This window comes from Flagellimonas sp. (genome assembly GCF_965222555.1).
Taxonomy (GTDB): domain Bacteria; phylum Bacteroidota; class Bacteroidia; order Flavobacteriales; family Flavobacteriaceae; genus Flagellimonas.
Genome location: NZ_CBDCUG010000001.1, coordinates 395,886 through 413,151, shown reverse-complemented (window position 1 = coordinate 413,151; position 17,266 = coordinate 395,886). Strand labels below are relative to the sequence as shown.

The window sequence follows — 17,266 nt, the reverse complement described above, 5'->3', positions numbered from 1 at the left end:
TTAGATGTTTTGCTGTTTGAGTTGTTCAACTATATAATCTGAGGTTCTCCATGAGAGTGCCAAAATGGTCCATGTTGGATTTTTATCTGCTTGGGATACAAACGGACCTGCATCCACTATAAAAACATTGTCGACATCATGTAATTGCTGGTATTTGTTGACCACGGATGTTTTTTCATTGTCACCCATTCTGGTGGTACCCACTTCGTGAATGATCTCACCCGGTTTTAAGATGCCATAATTCTGCTCTTTACCAGGCTTGCTGCCCAATGGTTCTGCACCCATGTTATGAAAGATTTCCTCAAAAGTGTCGTGCATATGTTTGACCTGCTTTACTTCATGATCCGTCCATTGGTAATTGAACTTTAAAATTGGAATACCATATTCGTCCACTTTGGTATTATCAATTTCACAGTAGTTGGTTTTCTGCGGAATGGATTCTCCTCTTCCCGCGATACCAAGAACCGAACCGTAATATTTTTTAACATCTTTTCTAAGATCGTTGCCGTAACCTCCAACTTTAAGTCCAAAGAACTTGTTGAAATCATTGGGGTTGAAACCGAAACCATAACTGGGCATTCCCAGTCCGCCCCAAATTTCTGTGTGGTATCCTCTGGGAAAATCCAGTTGTTTATTGTCCAACCACCATGGGGTGTACACATGCATACCACCTACACCGTCTTCATTATAGGTTTTTCTGTTCATCATGTCTGGAACAAAAGCTACCCTGCTACTTCCTGTAGAGTCATGAAGGTATTTACCAACAATATTGCTGCTGTTGCCCAAGCCATTGGGATGTTGTGAACTTTTGGAATTTAAAAGAATTCTTGCGGTACTGCATGCAGAAGCACCCATTACCACTACTTTTCCTTTTAGTTTGTATTCTTTTCTGTCTTCTTTGTTGATATAGGAAACACCAGTTGCTTTTCCTTCGTCATTGGTGGTCACTTCCCTAACCATACAGTTGACAAAGAGGTCTATTTGGCCACCGTTTTTTTGAGCAGGGAAGACAAGACAGGTCCCTGCGGAGAAATCGGCATAAACTTGACAAGCTCTTGAACACTGACCACAGTAGAAACATACTCCCCGGTCATTGTTTATTTTTTTGGTGAGCATGGACATTCTTGAAGGGTACACCGGAATGTTCGATTTTCTAGCCCCTTTGATATAAAAAAGTTCGTGTAATCTTGGTTTTGGCGGGGGTAGAAAGAAACCATCAGGATCATTGGGAAGCCCTTCATTGGTTCCAAATACACCAATTAACTTATCTACTTTATCATAATAGGGCTTAACATCTTCATAGCCAATGGGCCAATTGTCGCCTAAGCCATCTTGATCTTTTCTCTTAAAATCTTTTGGTCCAAAGCGGAGGGAGATTCTTCCCCAGTGATTGGTACGCCCACCGAGCATTCTTGAACGGAACCACTTAAAATCGGTGTTTTCAGTATTTGTATAAGGTTCTCCTTCAATATCCCATCCACCGTAGGCCGAGTCAAAATCACCAAAGGGCCTAGTTGTACTTGCACCTCTTCTGGGTGATTCGTAGGGCCACTTTAACTGAGTCATTTGTTCGGGATCTGCTGGGTCGAAAAAAGGTCCTGCTTCAACAACGGCTACCTTGAGTCCAGCTTCGGAGAGAATTTTAGTAGCCATTCCGCCACCAGCACCTGAGCCTACGATTATTACATCATAAACTTCGGAAGATTCTATTATCTGCATTTTATTGAAAAATTATTCCAGCAAAATATAAAATATCAGAGGATTGATCGCCGTTTTTTACGTTTTTTGACAATAAATTTAGAAGAATAACAAAATGTTGTTTTTGAGCAAATGGATCGCAATGTACCGTTGCAATATGAAAATTGGATATAACCCACTGATAACGCGATAATTGATTGTGGTGTCCTGACTAATGCTGGTTCTAAAAATCCTTTTTTCCAGCTTTGTGCACCAACCTCCAAATAGGAAGGATTGTCCAAATAATTAAAATGCCCATCGATACAAAAAAACCAAAATTGGTACCGAAGAATTTTTTAAAAGTAGCCCCGGTGTAGCCTAACAAGGCTGAAATGTCCAATTTTAGGAGTATCAGTGTTCGAGACAGATCAATAGGATTGAGCATTGTGGAAACCAATGAAAAAGTATCCAAGGGATATTCCTCAAAAACAATCAATGACATTAAAAACAATCCATCATAAATGACCGCCAAAAACAGCCATAGCAGAACGGCGTAGCCAAACCCCTTGATCTTGTTTTCGTTTGAAAGCGCAATGTTGAATGCCAATGCTGTGAAAATCAAGGTAAGAAAACCTCCTGTAACCAATAAAAGTGAGAAATCCCAGATAGCATTACTCCTAAAAAGGCCATAAAGAATGAAAGGAATCCCCAGACCCAGTACCAAACTCATGGACAAAGAGCCTGCCACTCCCAAATATTGGCCAAGAAAAATGGAAGAACGTTTAATGGGCTGTGCTAGCAATAACTCTATAAATTCCTTGGAATTATAGTAGTACATTACCCCAAAAATGGTTGCAATCAAGGGAACCAAAACAATTATCACGTTCATAAGTGTTATCACCGCTTTGGATACATCATTGTTCAAAAACAGCAGCACAAACCCCAATGCCAAATAGAAAAAGAAGTATACGTAGCTCCAGCGGCTGCGCATAAGGTCGTAAAAACTATATTTTAAAATCTTAAGCATGGTTTTCCTGGGTTGCAATGGCCACAATGGCATGTTCAAAATCGGTTTGTTTGGTCATGGTCTTCAATTGGGGAATACTGCCCTTAAAGTATATTTTTCCTTCAAGAAGGTATACAATCTCGTCGGCCACTTCCTCAACAAATTGCAAGATATGTGAGGTGACCAAAATGGTCTTGCCCTTTTTCTTTTCTTCCTGTAATAATTCCTTCAGTTTTATCAAAGCAGCAGGATCCAGGCCTGTGGTAGGTTCGTCCAGAATGAGTAAAGGACTATCAAACATAAAGGCAAGTACAATATTTACCTTTTGTTTGGTGCCACCGGAAAGCGTTGAGAATTTTTTATCCAGAAAGGGTTCCAATTTGAACATCTCGATCAGTCTTTCAGAATCACTGGGTTTTTGTCTAAGATCTATAATCATCCGGATGAGCTCCTTTACTTTAAGGTTACCCGGAAAATTAGCTATCTGGGGAAGGTAATTGATCTCTTTACGATATTTCCATTTAGTTTTTACAGGATTTTCCAAGACCGATATTTCTCCCTGGTTCATGGTAACCATCCCTAAGATACTTTTTATCAACGTGGTTTTTCCAGAACCATTGGGCCCAAGAACGGCAAAAACCCCACCACCCTCAATGGCGAGATCCAATCCGGTCAATACCTGGTTTTTTCCAAATTTTTTATGAAGGTCGGTTATGGCTATCATTTCAGTTTTTTCATTAGTGGAGCATTGTCCATCAGATTATCCGGAGTGAAAACGGGAGATACTTTTTCAGAAAAATCGATGATATCCATAAACAAACTCCGTAGTAATACAATGGTTTCCGGGGTGCGATTAACAATATAGGAAAATAGTTTTACGGGTCTATAGGGAACATCACCTGTTCCATTTTTGTCCAGATCGTATCCGGTATATTTGCTCCAGTAATTTCCATTGAAGACGTTATCGTTTAGTTTACTGTTGTAGGAAACGTCAAAAGAGTTGTGAAGAAAGTTGTTGGAAGAAAAGGAATTGCCATAACAGGCTCCTCTCACTTTTAGTGCCCACCCATTTCTGATAAAGTCGTTTTTATGGTATTTGATCCTATTGGACCCTTCAATACTGATGCCAACCGTATTTTCTTCAAATGAATTACCAGTTATTTCAGCATCATTGATTTCTTTTAAAAGCATACCAAATGAGGCTGTTCCCCAATTCTCACGAAAAGTATTATGGAGCATTTTTATTTTTTTGGAAAACATAACGGCTACACCGGCACCATTCTTTTCAAACACGTTGTTTTCATAGACATCGTTGTTTGAAAACATGAAGTGCAGTCCGTAGCGTACGTTGTTGGAACTAACGTTGTTCTTGATAATAATGTCATCGGAGAATTCCAGATAAATACCGTCGCGAACATGTTGTACAATGTTTTGCTCCACTTCAATGTTTTTACAATACCATAATTGTATTCCGTTGCCAGAATTGAACTCTTCTACGGCGTCACCTATAATTTTGTTGTGATAGACCCTGCCATCGCTGGATTTTTCCAAATAAATACCAAAAAAAAGTTTTTCCAAAACCACATTTTGGATTAGAAAGTTTTTACTCTTTACCACCCTTATGGCTGCATAATCTGAGGTGTAACTTGTTCCAACATTGATGATAAAAAGCCCATCTACGGTTACATTATCAGATATTATGGTAATGATTTCACCTTTGTCTTCCCCATCTATTACTGGGTAATTTTCTCCGAAAAGCGTAAGAGGCTTATCAATTACTATATTGAATTCTTTGTAGGTGCCTTTTTTAATGAGAAGGGTATCAAAATCCGAAGCTGCGGCAACACCATCTTTGATTGTTTTTACTGTACATGAAGAACAAATGTCAATAGTCTTAGCGTGGGATAAGAAACCTAAAAGAGATAGAAAAATCAGTACAGTTTTCTTCATGACAGTATTTGATACTCAAGATTTTTGATTTCAGTTATTGAAGTGTTCCAACAATTCATCCCACGTAAACAACTTACCTTCATGTTCATTTTGTGCAGATTTCGCCTCAGAATCAGAATCAAAAGCAGTTAAATAGGCTCCCATGGGGCTTGGAATACCTTCACTGATCAAGAATGTTGCTTGGGTGGCGTCAATTAATTCTTCTGGAATTGTGTAATGGTTACATACATATTGAGCAATGTCATCAGGGTTGATTTCTTTGCGGTAATTAACCATGCATTCGATGGCATCAAATTTAAAGGCCTTACCTTTTTTGGTAACAATTTGGGCAGCATGTTGGGTATCCACGATGGTCATACTGCAAAAATGACACCCATCAGAGCCATAGGCAATGGGCTGGGGCTTAGTACTGCATCCAACAAGAATGGTCGCAGCCAAAACAATCATTAAATAAGCCCCATATTGCCTTTTCATTTTACTTGTATTTTGTTGTTCTTTTTTCCAATTAAGAAAGCAATCATGGAAAGTCCCATTCCTGCTGCAAGGCTAAATGCTCCCAATTGAGGATAGGAGTGTGCCGTAAAATTAAGAATATTCTTTGTGCCAAAAAGTGGCGGTTGAAAGCCCATTACAGATCCATCTGGATTGGTAAATTTCATAATGGCTTTTGGGTCAAGGTCATATCCGTAGTCATGCTCCCACAAATAAAAATCATATAAGCCTGCGGCACTTAAAACGGCCATTAGGATAAACCAATACAAATACCATTTATAATTGGCCTTAAAAGCAATTAGGAGGCCAATAATAGTAGTTATGATAATCCCTGCTGGAAATATTTTGAACTCAGGTATGGCATCTGGAATGTACTTCATTCCTACATAGTGGTTCATCAAGTTGATATTTTTGATGTCATGTGGATTGGCATCTGCAAAATCATTGATATAGATGTACATACCCAAAGGGGTAGGATATTGTGGAGCTTCCAATGTTATTTTCCAAAGTGGAAACACAAAGAGCAATAGGGGCAATAATGCACCGGCAAACATCAAAATTTTAGCTTTCTTTTTCATTTGTTTAATACTTGTGTATTTGAAAAAAGCGGGAGGGTAACCCTCCCGCTTTTCTAAATGAGAGTCAATTTAAACAATCTAATCTTCTCCTAATGACCAGCTTAAATCAAGATTTGAATTGGCTGGTGAAACTCTAACATAACCTTGCATTTCTTGATGAAGTGCAGAGCAGAAATCTGTACAATAAAATGGCCATACCCCAACTTGTTTGGGTTCCCATACAAAGGTTTCGGTTTGCCCTGGCATGATTAGCAATTCAGATGTGTTGGCTCCGATCATACTAACCCCGTGAGGTACATCATAATCCTGTTCCAAATTGGTGACATGGAAGTATACCTTGTCACCTACTTTTACTCCTTCAATATTATCTGGGTTAAAGTGACTTCTAATCATGGTCATATAAATATGGACCTCTTTTCCATTGCGTTCCACTCTAACATTAGCATCTGAAGTGGTTGCGTATTTATGCTTATTGTCAGTAAGATTAAAGATTTTCTTGGATCTTTGTTTTACAATATCCGCTGCAATACCAGCTGCATAATGTGGCTCACCAACAGTTGGAAAGTCCAATAACAATTCCATTTTATCACCCGAGATATCATATAATTGGGCTGATTGGGTTACTTCCGGTCCTGTAGGCAGATAACGGTCTTTGGTTATCTTGTTCATGGCCAAAACATAATCTCCAAATGGTTTTCTTGAGTTACCGCCGGGTATCATCAGGTGACCTACGGAGTAATAGCAAGGCTGTCTATCTATAACTTCCCAAGTACCTACTTTCCATTTTACCACCTCTGAGGAAATAAAGAAGGTAGTATACGCATTTCCTTGAGCATCAAACTCGGTGTGTAATGGCCCTAAGCCACCGCTTTGAACGGTACCGGCCAAAACATCCTCAAATTTTAATATTGGAATTCCATAGGCCTCGCCATCGAATTTCTCATTTTCTATGGCTGCCAACATCTTGGTAAAGGAGTGCACTGTTAAATCGGCGGACAATTTTCCGTTACCAACAATGTACTCACCCGTAGGATCTACGTCACAACCATGAGGTGATTTAGGAGTGGGTAAGAAATAAACTGCGCCTGGCACCTTGGTTGGATCTACGGTCAATACTTCTTTTTTCATAGTAGAAGTGGCCGTATGGGTATGCTCATCATATACATTATGTGCATAATTTGATGGCATCATGGTTCCACCGCCATTATTTACATATTCTTCGATTTTTTTCCAGTTTACTGCGGCAATAAAATCCTTATCATTTTGCGAAGCGTTAACCTCCATCAATGTATGAGATTCTTCCGTATTATAGGTAGTAAAGAAGAACCAACCATGGGATGCACCTCTACCGGGGTGGGAAAGGTCATAATCAAATCCAGGCATCATCAATTGGAATTTGATGTCCATTCTACCATCTTCGGGAGCAACACTGATAAATGTCAGGGCTCCCTTAAAGTTTCCTTTATATTCATTGATGGGCATATCCCTTTGAGGTACAGGTACTGAAAAACGCGTACCAGCAACTACATACTCGGTATTTTCGGTTACAAAAGAAGAACTGTGGTTACCTGCACTGTTTGGAATTTCGATAATCTCAGTGGTTTCAAATACACTCAAATCGATTTTGGCAATACGCGGTGTATTGTTCCCATTGATAAATACGTAACGTCCGTCAAGTTCCCCATTGGTTTGGGAAATATCGGGGTGGTGAGAGTCATCCCAAGGAATAAAACCGTGGGAAGTATTCAACATAGGCTTTGTTTCTTCATTGTATCCCCAGGCTTTTTCAGCATCTTGGGAAAACACAGGGATAACTTTAAAGAGACGCCCTGATGGAAGTCCATAAACTGAAAGTTGCCCACTGAATCCACCAGAAATAAAGGCATAGTATTCGTCATGTTCTCCTGGTGCTACATATACTTTTTCGGCCGCACTGGAAGAAAGAGCTCCATTAGAGCTTTTGTTCCCTTGTTGGTTGCAACTGGTGAACAGCATGGCAACTCCGGCAAGAGCTAAGGTTAAATAATGTATTTTTTTCATTGTCATTGTTTTAAGAAAGTTTTGCTTATTCATTAGGAGGTAATATTACTTTATCCACAACATGGACTATACCATTACCAGCAGGAACACTGGCCACAATTTTGGCTCCGCCCACATAAACATCATCTCCTTTAATTTCAACCGGAACATTTTGATTATTGGCTTGCCCCAGCTTTTTGAACTTTTTGAGAAAATCTTTGGTGTATCTTCCTGGTGTAACGTGATATTTTAGGATGTTGGCCAGGGCATCCTTGTTCTCTGGTTTTAATAAGTTTTCCACGGTTCCTTCAGGTAAAGCATCAAATGCTGCATTGGTTGGGGCAAAAACCATCAATGGTCCTGCATTTACCAGTGCATTTTCCAGCTCGGCGGCTTGTACGGCTGCAACCAGGGTACTGTGATCTTGTGAGCCAACTGCAATATCCAAAACATTGGGTTGGGATTCATCATCCTTAAGGAAGGCCTGTCCTTGTTTTTTACTGCTTGTTTGAGTTTCCACCGTTTTGGAGGCAGTGGTCTCCGTTTTGGCTTCGTTCTTACAGCTCAGTATGATGAAAACTGCCAGTAACGAACCAAAAGATAATTTGATTTTGGTCAGTACTTTCATAGTAAAGTGTTATAAGGTTCTAAAATATTCGAGCACGGCTCTGGCCTGTTCCTCTGTAAGGCCTTGATTTGCCATGGGTGATCCGTTAAATTCCAATAAAAGTTCTTTTGCCAACGGGTCTTCTTTTACCATGCCCTCTGGGTTAAGAATCATGTTCATGACCCATTCGGGAGTACGTCTTTCCAAGATACCATTGGGAGCGGGACCAATGAACTTTTTGCCTATTCTATGGCAAGCCAAGCACATTTGGTCATATACAGCTTTGCCTTCTTCTGCAAGAGTTTGATCTATATCATCAGATATGGTTATGGATTTAATCGGACCCACACCTTTATTGGTGAGATCAACCTTCTCTGAAGCTTTTTGGGTGTTTGTCTCAACAGCTTTTACGGGTTGTTCTGTTGTTTTTTGCCTTTGAACTTCAAAGCCTTCCTTTTTTTTCTCTTCTTTTCCTCCACAGCTTAAAAGGAGTAACATGAAAAAGAAAACGCTGTTTTTTACAATAATTCTCATTGGTCAATAATTGTTAAATTTTCACCAAAAGTATTGTCCAACGTTAGGTTAGAATATGATATTCGTCATATTTGCGACAAAAACATCTTTTTAGTATTGTATAAAAATTGAAAATAGGTATATGCTTACCAATTCTGCTAAATATGCCATGAAGGCTGTCCTTTTTTTGGCACTTAACACCGATGTGGATAATAAAATGATGGTCAAGGATATCTATGAGCGCATAAATGTTCCCCAATCTTATTTGGCCAAACTGTTACAAGAGCTTTCAAAGCACAATATCGTTTCATCTTCGCGAGGTCCCAAAGGAGGATTCTATCTGGATGCCGCAAACAAATCCATCCCATTGATTAAGATTATTGATGTTATTGATGGTGAGCAACGTTTGCGCTCATGCATGTTGAGTTTAAAAGAATGCGATAATGAAAACCCTTGTGCACTTCATCACTTGGTTGGCGACGCAAACAGCTACTTCATCAAAAATTTGGAAGAAACCACAATTGAGAGTTTAATTTCTGATGTTAGGGATGGAAAATCTATCCTTCCCCTATAATTAAAACTTTTTTAGGATAGGTATGCATTGATTTAGGTTGATATGTTATGGTCAATCAGCTCATTAGAACCAGTGCTGGTAAAATATGTTGCCTTTTTCTACGTTAGAACCATACCTCAAACCTTAAATTGAACACTTATGTTAAGAGCCCCAAAACGAAAGGGAATAACCCTTTTAAACGCCCTGTTTTTTCTTTTTTTATTTTCAATCACCAACATTTCCTGTAGTACCGACAATTTGGAGGAAGTAGGGATTGTTGATGATGAAACGTCCACCGACGAACCCGAAAGCCCTGAAAATCCTGAAAACACTGAAGATTCTGATGACTCCAACTCCCCAGAGACCATGGAGTTTGAAGAAAACTTTGTATTGGATGAAGATATGAAGTTGGTAAATTTTGTTTTGTCCGATACGGAGTACAATAAATTTATAACTGACGATGGTGACCTAAAGATGGTCTCAAAAAAGGTCTATGAGTACTTTAATGATGAATTTGACTTCATATTTGTATTATCAGTAGAGGAAAGTCAACCCCAGAATCTGTATTACGGAATATCATATAAGGTTAAAAATGATGTTGAGGGGATAGGATCTTCAATCTATGACGGAACATCTCAGTACGGTTCTGATGGAAAGTTAAAAAGTGTAATCTACATGCCGCGTACAGAGTATATTGTATCCGGCCCTTTTTTACATGAAATAGCCCATTATTGGGCCAATCACGGATTTCTCTCTACAACGGTAGGTGGCCATTGGGGGTATTCAAGCGCTGGGGGACAGCTTGGCGGCTTTGATGAACTTGATGATTTGGGTGGTGGAACGTACCACGGAAAGGTAAATGGCAGAAATGGTTTTGGAGCCAATGCCAATGGAGGAAACTCTTTGCCATATAGTAATGTTGAGCTTTATGTAATGGGACTCATTGGTAAAGATGAGTTGGAATCTATTCAAGTGGCGGAAAACCCTGTTTCCACTGGAGAATATGGAAAGTTTACCGCAGATGGTATTACAACATTAACGAGCGCGGACCTTGTGACGGAACATGGGGAGCGGATTCCGTCAGTTCAAAACTCACAAAAAGAATTCAACGCCTTGACGGTCATTATTTCTACTTCAAAACTCGGACAGGAAAAAATTGATTCAATAAATAAGGATTTAGAAAATTTTTCCAGAAAGGGAGAACCTGATAGTTATTGGGGGGATACCTACAATTTTTGGAAAGCCACAGGAGAAAGAGCCTCCATCACGATTCAGGTTTCCAACGGAGATATTAAGTAGGATTTAAAAGTTAACCAAAAAAAGCGGAGATTTTTACTCCGCTTTTTTTTATGTACAATTCTCTGATTTATAATGCAACCTCATTGGTCAACAATAATTCTGATATTATCGACTCTATTTCTTCAAAGGAAGCACCGGATTTAATTTGTGGATGATATAATATTTTTAGCATTGCCTTATCAAAAGATGAAAATTCTTGAGCCGGAATGCTGCACATAATGGAAGAATCACAATACTTTTGGCTGCTATGCCCCAAACCTAAAACATGACCAAGTTCATGTGAGAAAAGCGGCATTCCCGTATTTTGATCTACCCAAATTCTTCCTGAATCGACAATTTTCTCTCCTTCGGCAGAATTTGAGGACCAAGAGGAAGACCCATACCCAACTGTAGTATCGTCAATTGCGTTATAAATGTCTGTCCATAAAGAGGCTATTTCGTTCTTGGGTCCATTATATAGATGTACATTGGAATCATCCAAATTGTTCACTAAAGTGATTTTCATACCATCTGAGAAAAAACTGTTGTAAGTGGCCAAAGTACTATTGACCATATTCTCATAATCAGCGGTTATATTACCATCTAAAAAAAGCTTGATCTCTTTTTTCCATTTGAGGTTTAGGTCATCAACCACAACGTGCTTATATTCTTCAATGAATTCTTTTTGTTGGACATTCAGTTCTTTTGCGAGGTCTTTTTCCGAATCATCATCTTTGGTACATGATGAAAACGTTAAACTGACAAAAATCAGAAACATTACTTTTTTCATGGGGCGTATTTTTACTATAGAACTGCTTTTTTATAAAGATGTTGTTCTGTAAAATGCCCGTTCATCTAAATTAACAATTGACAGGTGTATTTATGAATTTGAGAGTTTGATCAAGAGGAGAATGGTTATAAATTCAAGAAATTATTTTTCTGTATTTATGTTGTACCAACCTTTACCAATTAAACCAATGATTGAATTTCAAGGTAAGTGACCAACTTTCATCATTATTGGGATGCAATAGCTGGTTGTTGGTGAATACTATAAACAAGTCCGAAGCAGGTTTGTATCGCCATTGGAGACGGGAATTCAGGTTAAAGTTTCTGGATTGTTCATTATACTGAAAAAGGGTCGCAAAAAACAGCTTGTTGGTAAAGGTGATATCCACTTCTGAACCAATTAGCCAAAACTCCGTTGTGTTCCAAGGCTGTGGTAAACTGATATGGTTATAACTCAGGGTTCCATTTAAGCTGACAAAGGGTTGAAAGCGATAACCGAGCTCACTGCTTAAATTCAAACGATTACCATTGGAGTAATACCCTCCATAACGACCACTGACGGAATAGGTAAACATGCTTTGCGGTTTTGATAAATATCCAAATTTAATTGCATTCCAACGATGTTTTGTCCCTACTGCCAAGGAATCCTTGCCAGACCGCGTTGGGTCAAAAGGCGCCAATAATTCCACATATTCGTTGGTAAAACCAATTTCAAAGTTGCTTCTGTTCCTAAAACTCAATAGATACTCCAATTCGCTCAGGTTGTCCGTTCGCTTCATCTTCTCATTAAAGAAGTAACTACTGCTAAATTTTGGACCATGGCTGACCAGTTTACCCTGTTCATTTTTTGGAAAAAAAGTATGTCCAACGAATGAATTTATATTCACGTAAGCATTTCGGGGAACAAAGCCCACTTCGGCGGTATATTTCTTTCCTACGGATTGTTCTTGCAACCTCCAGTTCCATTTTCGGCTTTTGTATTCCAAATGCGCTGCTTGGGTGATTCCATTTCCAATACGACTGGGCGCAAAGGATTTAAGAAAAAAGGCTTTACCGGTCCACAGATTGTTGAAGGAAGCCAGGTTATACTCCACTCCCAGATTCCGATTGAACTTTGGGAATACAGTACGCAAAGAATCCGTGTCCTGTGGATATCGCAATGACTCTTTATTCACCAACATCAATCCAATACTAGATCTGCTGAAAACCTTACGTTGCAATGACATTACCGCAAAATTCTGATTGGGCAGTCCAAGATTGTCAATACTTTCGGTTTGCATATCCATGACACCCAAACGCCATTTCTCGTTTAAATTTCCACTTAACCTGGCACCGGCCCTAATGGGCACGCCCAGTCCAATTCTTCTGGAGAAGAAAGGACGAATGGTAGGGTAGCCGAAGTTGGCAAATAAATCTGCATTCTCAAGAAAGAACTGTCTTCTCTCAGGAAAGAACAACTCAAAACGGTCCAAATTGGTAACCTGTCTGTCCACTTCCACTTGGGAAAAATCAGGATTTACGGTCAAATCCAGATTAAGGGAAGAGCTGAGACTAATTTTAACATCGCCCCCTATTTTTTCCTGTGTTGTGCGCTCTCCTTCAAAATCACTTGTAACTCTTCCCAAAATATACGGAATTACGGATATGTTCGTTTTTGGCGAGGGTGGGGGAGCATCCCATACCAAAACTCCAGTATAGGCCAATGAAGCTGTAGGGAATTGTCTCGGTATTGGGGTCCAGCTCGATTTTTCACTTGATTTTAAATCCAATCTGCTAAAGTTGATTCCCCATTCGGTTACACCATCTTTATATCTTATCGATTTAAAAGGAATGGCCATTTCAACCACCCACTTTTCCGGATCTTGTTTGACTTTGGACACCCATTTACTGTCCCAATTCAAATCTACCCTACCTCCTTCAAACATTGTTCCGTCCCATTGCGCTCCAGAGGCATTGGAACCAAAAGAAAACCCCGTAGTCTGATTGTTAAAGGGGTCAATGAACAGTAAAAAATTGTCGTTCTTACCAAATGAAAAATCCCTACGTAAGGATTCTACATAATATTTTCCCGGAACACTATTATAAAAAGTGGCCGCTAAATAAATATTTTTGGAATCGTAGGCCATTCGAATTTCGGAACGTTCATTGGCCTTTCCTGTGTCCATGGGCAATACCATAAAAAAATCATCGGCTACATCGGTTTCTAGCCATGCCTTCTCATCTACTATTCCATCAATAACAATCGGAAGCTGGGTCTTTCGGATGTGCAATTGAAAAGCTTCATTCTTTTTTTGGGCATTGATTTGGAAGAAAACCAAACCAGAGACCAATAGCAGGAGGGTATTTTTTAGCATTCTTTAAAAGGGGTACGAGCGATTAAAAGCCCATTCATTAACTTTTTAGGTCCTTGATTCTAATATTTCATTACCAAAGTACGGAACCATGTCCCAAAAAACCAATAAGGCACTATTCCTTAACAATTTTGGATGATTAGGGTGATTTACCGTGTAATTTTGATATTATGGTTTTGAACAATCGCCTATTCCAAATACCATTCTCCAACGGGATTTAAAACCCTTCGTTTTGCGATAATCCCATATACAGCCCCAAGATGTTGGGATTGGGTAGATTGACCTTAACAAACTATGCCAAGGGAATGACCCTTATCATAATAAAAAAGTACCTTACTTCTTATTTTGACGCGGAGCTGAGAAAAAATCGTTTCAAAAATGACACTATCAGTTGTTTTAGTGATTTTGTATATAATCGTGGCAATTGCCATGGTCATCGGTATATTGGTCAATGGAGCAAGGCCATCAAAAACCCTGGCTTGGCTTTTGGCCATTTTTACCATCCCGGTGGGTGGAATCATTCTTTACCTCTTATTAGGTAGAAATAGGAGAAAAAATAAGATACTCAGAGAAAAACAAGTTGCTTTTTCAAGGGAAATCAAACCAATCCCCATTGAAATATCAAAGACTGACCATACATATGGCAGGTTAATGGACTTGATCAATAAGAATTGCCGATTTCAACCAACACTGCAAAATTCGGCAGTTTTGTTAAAGGATGGCAAGACTACATTTGAATCTATTTTTGAAGCGCTGGAGGGGGCATCAAACTACATTTATTTACAATATTACATTTTTGAAGATGGCGAATTGGCAGATCGGCTTTTGAAGCTGTTTCAATCCAAGGTAAAAGAAGGAGTCAAGGTACGTATGATCTATGATAGTATTGGAAGTTATACGTTGAGCAATAGGTATGTGAATGCTCTTAAATCTGTTGGAGTTGAGGTATATCCTTTTCTTCCCTTCCGATTCGATTATTTTCTTTCTTCCCTGAATTACAGAAACCATAGAAAAATAATCATTGTAGACGGAATCCATGGGTTTACCGGAGGTATAAATATTTCTGACAAATACCTTAAAGGGGACCCCAACCTTGGCACATGGCATGATATGCATCTGCAACTCACAGGCCCGTCTGTAAAACAGTTGGAAGAGGTTTTCATAGCCGACTGGTATTTAGTGGCTGAAGAGCAGTTGTCCTTGGGAGATGAAGTTGATAAAGGAAAGTTTAAAAATGATGGAGACAAGATCGTGCAGATAGTGTCCAGCGGCCCTGAGGATGATTTTCCTAATATTCAACAGGTGTATTTTGAGATGATAAACGAGGCTAAACAATATGTGTATATCACCAATCCATACATAATTCCCGGTAACGAAATCTTACTGGCATTACAGACTGCATCTTTGAGCGGTGTGGATGTACGCCTACTGGTCTCTGAGCACGCTGACAGCAATTTGGTGGGTTGGACCGTTCGTTCCTATTTTGAACCTTTGTTAAAAGCAGGGATTCGATTGTTTCTTTTTCCGGATGGATTTTTACATAGTAAAGTCATCGTTAGTGATGATGAAATTGTGTCTATAGGGACCGCAAATATTGATGTACGCAGTTTTGAACATAACTTTGAGGTCAATGCATTGATTTTCGATAGGTACTTTTCACAACAGCTGAAAGCTGATTTTTTAAAAGATTGTGCTAGAAGTAGAGAGCTGACTTACCATGAACACAAACAAAGATCTTGGGGAACAAGGCTTAAGGAGGGAACCGCCAAAATTTTCAGTCCCATTCTGTAATGCTTTCTTCAGGTTGCAACTCGTTTGTACACTTTTCTCCCTTGGCCCATGCATCAATATTTTCAAAAGTGGTTTGGGCAATGTTCTGTACAGCTTCGGCGGTCATGAACGCTTGGTGTGGGGTGAGCAAAACATTGGGTAGAGAAAGCAATTTTTTTAGCCGGTCGTCTTTAATCCCACTCTCTGAATTGTCCTTAAAGAAAACTCCTTTTTCCCTTTCATAAACATCGGTTCCGTATGCGGCAATTTGATTGTTCTCCAATGCTTCAATCAATGCATCGGTATGCACAATTGCACCCCGGGCCGTATTGATCAACACAGTATTTGGTTTCATTAAGGCCAGGGTTTCCTTATTGATCAGGTCATATGTCTCTTTGTTCAAGGGGACGTGCAAACTTATGATATCGGAATGGGCACAAAGTGTTTCCAAATCTGTGTATTTTATCTTGTACGAATCCATCAGGTCGGCATTTTGTTTAATATCATACGCTAGAACGTTACACCCAAAACCGTGCATGATCTTGCACATTACCGAACCTATGTGCCCAGTACCAATAATACCAACGGTCTTTCCTTTTAAGTCGAAGCCCATTAGATTGCTCTGCAAAAAATTATAGACTTGTACCTGATTGTTGGCATTAATGATTTTACGATTGATGGCTAACAACAGAGCAACGGCATGCTCAGCAATAGCATGCGGGGAATAATCGGGTACATTGGCCACCTTCAATTCATATTTTTTGGCAGTTTTTAGCTGAACGTTGTTGTAGCCTGTAGAACGCAAGGAGATATATTTTACTTCCAAACCTTTCAAAGTTTCCAGAACTAGGGAAGATGCATCATCCCCGGAGAAAATGGAAATGGCCTTATGCCCAATGGACTTAAAAGCTGTTTCCAGGTTCAATGCCTCTTTGAGATAAGTAACTTGGTGACGACCATTGTTGGCCCGTTCCAAAAAGGGAATTTCAAAATCCTTGGCGCTATAAACCAATACTTTCATTGTCCTCGTCCTTTGTTTCTTTTCTGAAAATAATGTCTTGCTCCTCAAAAGCGAAAACAATCAATTTGATGTATTCATCCACGGTTTTTTCAATATTCACAGGGTCGGTAATGTCTATACCTCCACGCCAAATAAGTTCTCTCTCTTTGTCCACACAAATGCAGTACAGTGAAGTTTCGGCATGGTATACCGTGTATTCGTCATAATAATCAGATTCGTAGTAAATGGGTTGGTGCTCCAGGTAATCTTCCCTGAATTTTCCATAGAGTCCGTTAATTTCGGACATTCGCTTTCTAAACTTTTTAAAATCCTCCGAGCCTATAACTTTGGTAAAAAGAATGGCATCAAAATCCTTATCCAGCAACTGTTGTTCCACATCATCCAGTTCTTGTTCGGATTTGACCGAATCAGTAAAAGAAACATCAAAAAGGTCAATGCTGCGCATGGCCTCAATATCCCTTTTCCTGAACTCACGTCTAAGTTTGGTCTCAAAATCGATTCGGGCATCCTCGTTTTGGGTCATTCCCACAATGAGTACTTTGCTCGCATCGAAGATAACGTAGTCAGGATTCTTCCAATTGCTCACCAATTGTGTAGAGGCGCAGCTGCTTAAAAGCAAAATTCCGAGTCCGAGTGAAAGTAAATTTCTCATGATGTTCTTTTTA

16 protein-coding genes are annotated in these 17,266 nt (G+C 39.4%); 3 read left to right on the top strand and 13 right to left on the bottom strand.

All coding sequences use genetic code 11. From position 1 onward, the window contains the following. The 9 genes from ACOQO1_RS01855 to ACOQO1_RS01815 form a co-directional block, all read right to left on the bottom strand. Positions 1–1,719, bottom strand: a complete 1,719-nt coding sequence (locus ACOQO1_RS01855) for a GMC family oxidoreductase (RefSeq protein ID WP_420601160.1) — start codon at positions 1,717–1,719, stop codon at positions 1–3. Positions 1,720–1,921: 202 nt separating this feature from the next. Further along, the gene (locus ACOQO1_RS01850; protein ID WP_420601159.1) at positions 1,922–2,704 is read right to left on the bottom strand and encodes an ABC transporter permease; all 783 of its coding nucleotides are present in this window, start codon (positions 2,702–2,704) and stop codon (positions 1,922–1,924) included. Then, entirely contained in the window at positions 2,697–3,407 is a 711-nt protein-coding gene (locus tag ACOQO1_RS01845; RefSeq protein WP_420601158.1) for an ABC transporter ATP-binding protein, read from the bottom strand. Before ACOQO1_RS01845 ends, ACOQO1_RS01850 begins: the two co-directional genes overlap by 8 nt. After that, positions 3,404–4,633, bottom strand: a complete 1,230-nt coding sequence (locus ACOQO1_RS01840) for a nitrous oxide reductase family maturation protein NosD (RefSeq protein WP_420601157.1) — start codon at positions 4,631–4,633, stop codon at positions 3,404–3,406. The genes ACOQO1_RS01845 and ACOQO1_RS01840 overlap by 4 nt, the downstream gene beginning before the upstream one ends. A 30-nt stretch (positions 4,634–4,663) precedes the next feature. Further along, positions 4,664–5,107 (bottom strand): nitrous oxide reductase accessory protein NosL, encoded by a 444-nt coding sequence (locus ACOQO1_RS01835; protein ID WP_420601156.1) that lies wholly within the window; start codon positions 5,105–5,107, stop codon positions 4,664–4,666. Continuing rightward, on the bottom strand, positions 5,104–5,703 hold the full coding sequence (locus ACOQO1_RS01830) for a hypothetical protein (RefSeq protein ID WP_420601155.1): 600 nt from the start codon (positions 5,701–5,703) through the stop codon (positions 5,104–5,106). Before ACOQO1_RS01830 ends, ACOQO1_RS01835 begins: the two co-directional genes overlap by 4 nt. A gap of 78 nt (positions 5,704–5,781) precedes the next feature. Continuing rightward, a complete protein-coding gene (gene nosZ, locus ACOQO1_RS01825) occupies positions 5,782–7,743 on the bottom strand; it encodes a Sec-dependent nitrous-oxide reductase (RefSeq protein ID WP_420601154.1) in 1,962 nt (653 codons plus the stop codon). 25 nt (positions 7,744–7,768) lie between these two features. Next, positions 7,769–8,350 (bottom strand): fasciclin domain-containing protein, encoded by a 582-nt coding sequence (locus ACOQO1_RS01820; protein WP_420601153.1) that lies wholly within the window; start codon positions 8,348–8,350, stop codon positions 7,769–7,771. A gap of 9 nt (positions 8,351–8,359) precedes the next feature. Then, positions 8,360–8,863: a c-type cytochrome gene (locus ACOQO1_RS01815; protein WP_420601152.1), complete on the bottom strand. Its 504-nt coding sequence runs from the start codon at positions 8,861–8,863 to the stop codon at positions 8,360–8,362. Between the two features lie 121 nt (positions 8,864–8,984). On the opposite strand from ACOQO1_RS01815, the gene ACOQO1_RS01810 reads away from it, so the two are divergent. Then, positions 8,985–9,416 carry an RrF2 family transcriptional regulator gene (locus ACOQO1_RS01810; protein ID WP_420601151.1) on the top strand — a complete coding sequence of 144 codons (432 nt, stop codon included), beginning with the start codon at positions 8,985–8,987 and terminating at the stop codon, positions 9,414–9,416. Between the two features lie 138 nt (positions 9,417–9,554). Further along, entirely contained in the window at positions 9,555–10,694 is a 1,140-nt protein-coding gene (locus tag ACOQO1_RS01805; RefSeq protein ID WP_420601150.1) for a hypothetical protein, read from the top strand. A 67-nt stretch (positions 10,695–10,761) separates the two neighbouring features. Here the strand turns inward: ACOQO1_RS01805 and ACOQO1_RS01800 are convergent, their stop codons facing one another. Next, the gene (locus ACOQO1_RS01800) at positions 10,762–11,463 is read right to left on the bottom strand and encodes a DUF2927 domain-containing protein (protein ID WP_420601149.1); all 702 of its coding nucleotides are present in this window, start codon (positions 11,461–11,463) and stop codon (positions 10,762–10,764) included. A gap of 172 nt (positions 11,464–11,635) precedes the next feature. Beyond that, a complete protein-coding gene (locus ACOQO1_RS01795) occupies positions 11,636–13,813 on the bottom strand; it encodes a DUF5916 domain-containing protein (RefSeq protein WP_420601148.1) in 2,178 nt (725 codons plus the stop codon). A gap of 375 nt (positions 13,814–14,188) precedes the next feature. Here ACOQO1_RS01795 and cls point away from each other — a divergent pair, with 375 nt between their 5' ends. Next, positions 14,189–15,601 carry a cardiolipin synthase gene (gene cls, locus ACOQO1_RS01790; RefSeq protein ID WP_420601147.1) on the top strand — a complete coding sequence of 471 codons (1,413 nt, stop codon included), beginning with the start codon at positions 14,189–14,191 and terminating at the stop codon, positions 15,599–15,601. Here the strand turns inward: cls and ACOQO1_RS01785 are convergent. Together ACOQO1_RS01785 and ACOQO1_RS01780 are read right to left on the bottom strand one after the other, a co-directional pair. After that, positions 15,585–16,601 carry a 2-hydroxyacid dehydrogenase gene (locus ACOQO1_RS01785; protein WP_420601146.1) on the bottom strand — a complete coding sequence of 339 codons (1,017 nt, stop codon included), beginning with the start codon at positions 16,599–16,601 and terminating at the stop codon, positions 15,585–15,587. The genes cls and ACOQO1_RS01785 overlap by 17 nt on opposite strands. Beyond that, the gene (locus ACOQO1_RS01780) at positions 16,582–17,253 is read right to left on the bottom strand and encodes a hypothetical protein (RefSeq protein WP_420601145.1); all 672 of its coding nucleotides are present in this window, start codon (positions 17,251–17,253) and stop codon (positions 16,582–16,584) included. Before ACOQO1_RS01780 ends, ACOQO1_RS01785 begins: the two co-directional genes overlap by 20 nt. Positions 17,254–17,266: the final 13 nt, after the last annotated feature.

Coding starts and splice junctions, on each gene's coding strand:
- ACOQO1_RS01855 (WP_420601160.1), bottom strand. CDS start 1,719: ATGCAGATAATAGAATCTTCCGAAGTTTATGATGTAATAATCGTAGGC.
- ACOQO1_RS01850 (WP_420601159.1), bottom strand. CDS start 2,704: ATGCTTAAGATTTTAAAATATAGTTTTTACGACCTTATGCGCAGCCGC.
- ACOQO1_RS01845 (WP_420601158.1), bottom strand. CDS start 3,407: ATGATAGCCATAACCGACCTTCATAAAAAATTTGGAAAAAACCAGGTA.
- ACOQO1_RS01840 (WP_420601157.1), bottom strand. CDS start 4,633: ATGAAGAAAACTGTACTGATTTTTCTATCTCTTTTAGGTTTCTTATCC.
- ACOQO1_RS01835 (WP_420601156.1), bottom strand. CDS start 5,107: ATGAAAAGGCAATATGGGGCTTATTTAATGATTGTTTTGGCTGCGACC.
- ACOQO1_RS01830 (WP_420601155.1), bottom strand. CDS start 5,703: ATGAAAAAGAAAGCTAAAATTTTGATGTTTGCCGGTGCATTATTGCCC.
- nosZ (WP_420601154.1), bottom strand. CDS start 7,743: ATGAAAAAAATACATTATTTAACCTTAGCTCTTGCCGGAGTTGCCATG.
- ACOQO1_RS01820 (WP_420601153.1), bottom strand. CDS start 8,350: ATGAAAGTACTGACCAAAATCAAATTATCTTTTGGTTCGTTACTGGCA.
- ACOQO1_RS01815 (WP_420601152.1), bottom strand. CDS start 8,863: ATGAGAATTATTGTAAAAAACAGCGTTTTCTTTTTCATGTTACTCCTT.
- ACOQO1_RS01810 (WP_420601151.1), top strand. CDS start 8,985: ATGCTTACCAATTCTGCTAAATATGCCATGAAGGCTGTCCTTTTTTTG.
- ACOQO1_RS01805 (WP_420601150.1), top strand. CDS start 9,555: ATGTTAAGAGCCCCAAAACGAAAGGGAATAACCCTTTTAAACGCCCTG.
- ACOQO1_RS01800 (WP_420601149.1), bottom strand. CDS start 11,463: ATGAAAAAAGTAATGTTTCTGATTTTTGTCAGTTTAACGTTTTCATCA.
- ACOQO1_RS01795 (WP_420601148.1), bottom strand. CDS start 13,813: ATGCTAAAAAATACCCTCCTGCTATTGGTCTCTGGTTTGGTTTTCTTC.
- cls (WP_420601147.1), top strand. CDS start 14,189: ATGACACTATCAGTTGTTTTAGTGATTTTGTATATAATCGTGGCAATT.
- ACOQO1_RS01785 (WP_420601146.1), bottom strand. CDS start 16,601: ATGAAAGTATTGGTTTATAGCGCCAAGGATTTTGAAATTCCCTTTTTG.
- ACOQO1_RS01780 (WP_420601145.1), bottom strand. CDS start 17,253: ATGAGAAATTTACTTTCACTCGGACTCGGAATTTTGCTTTTAAGCAGC.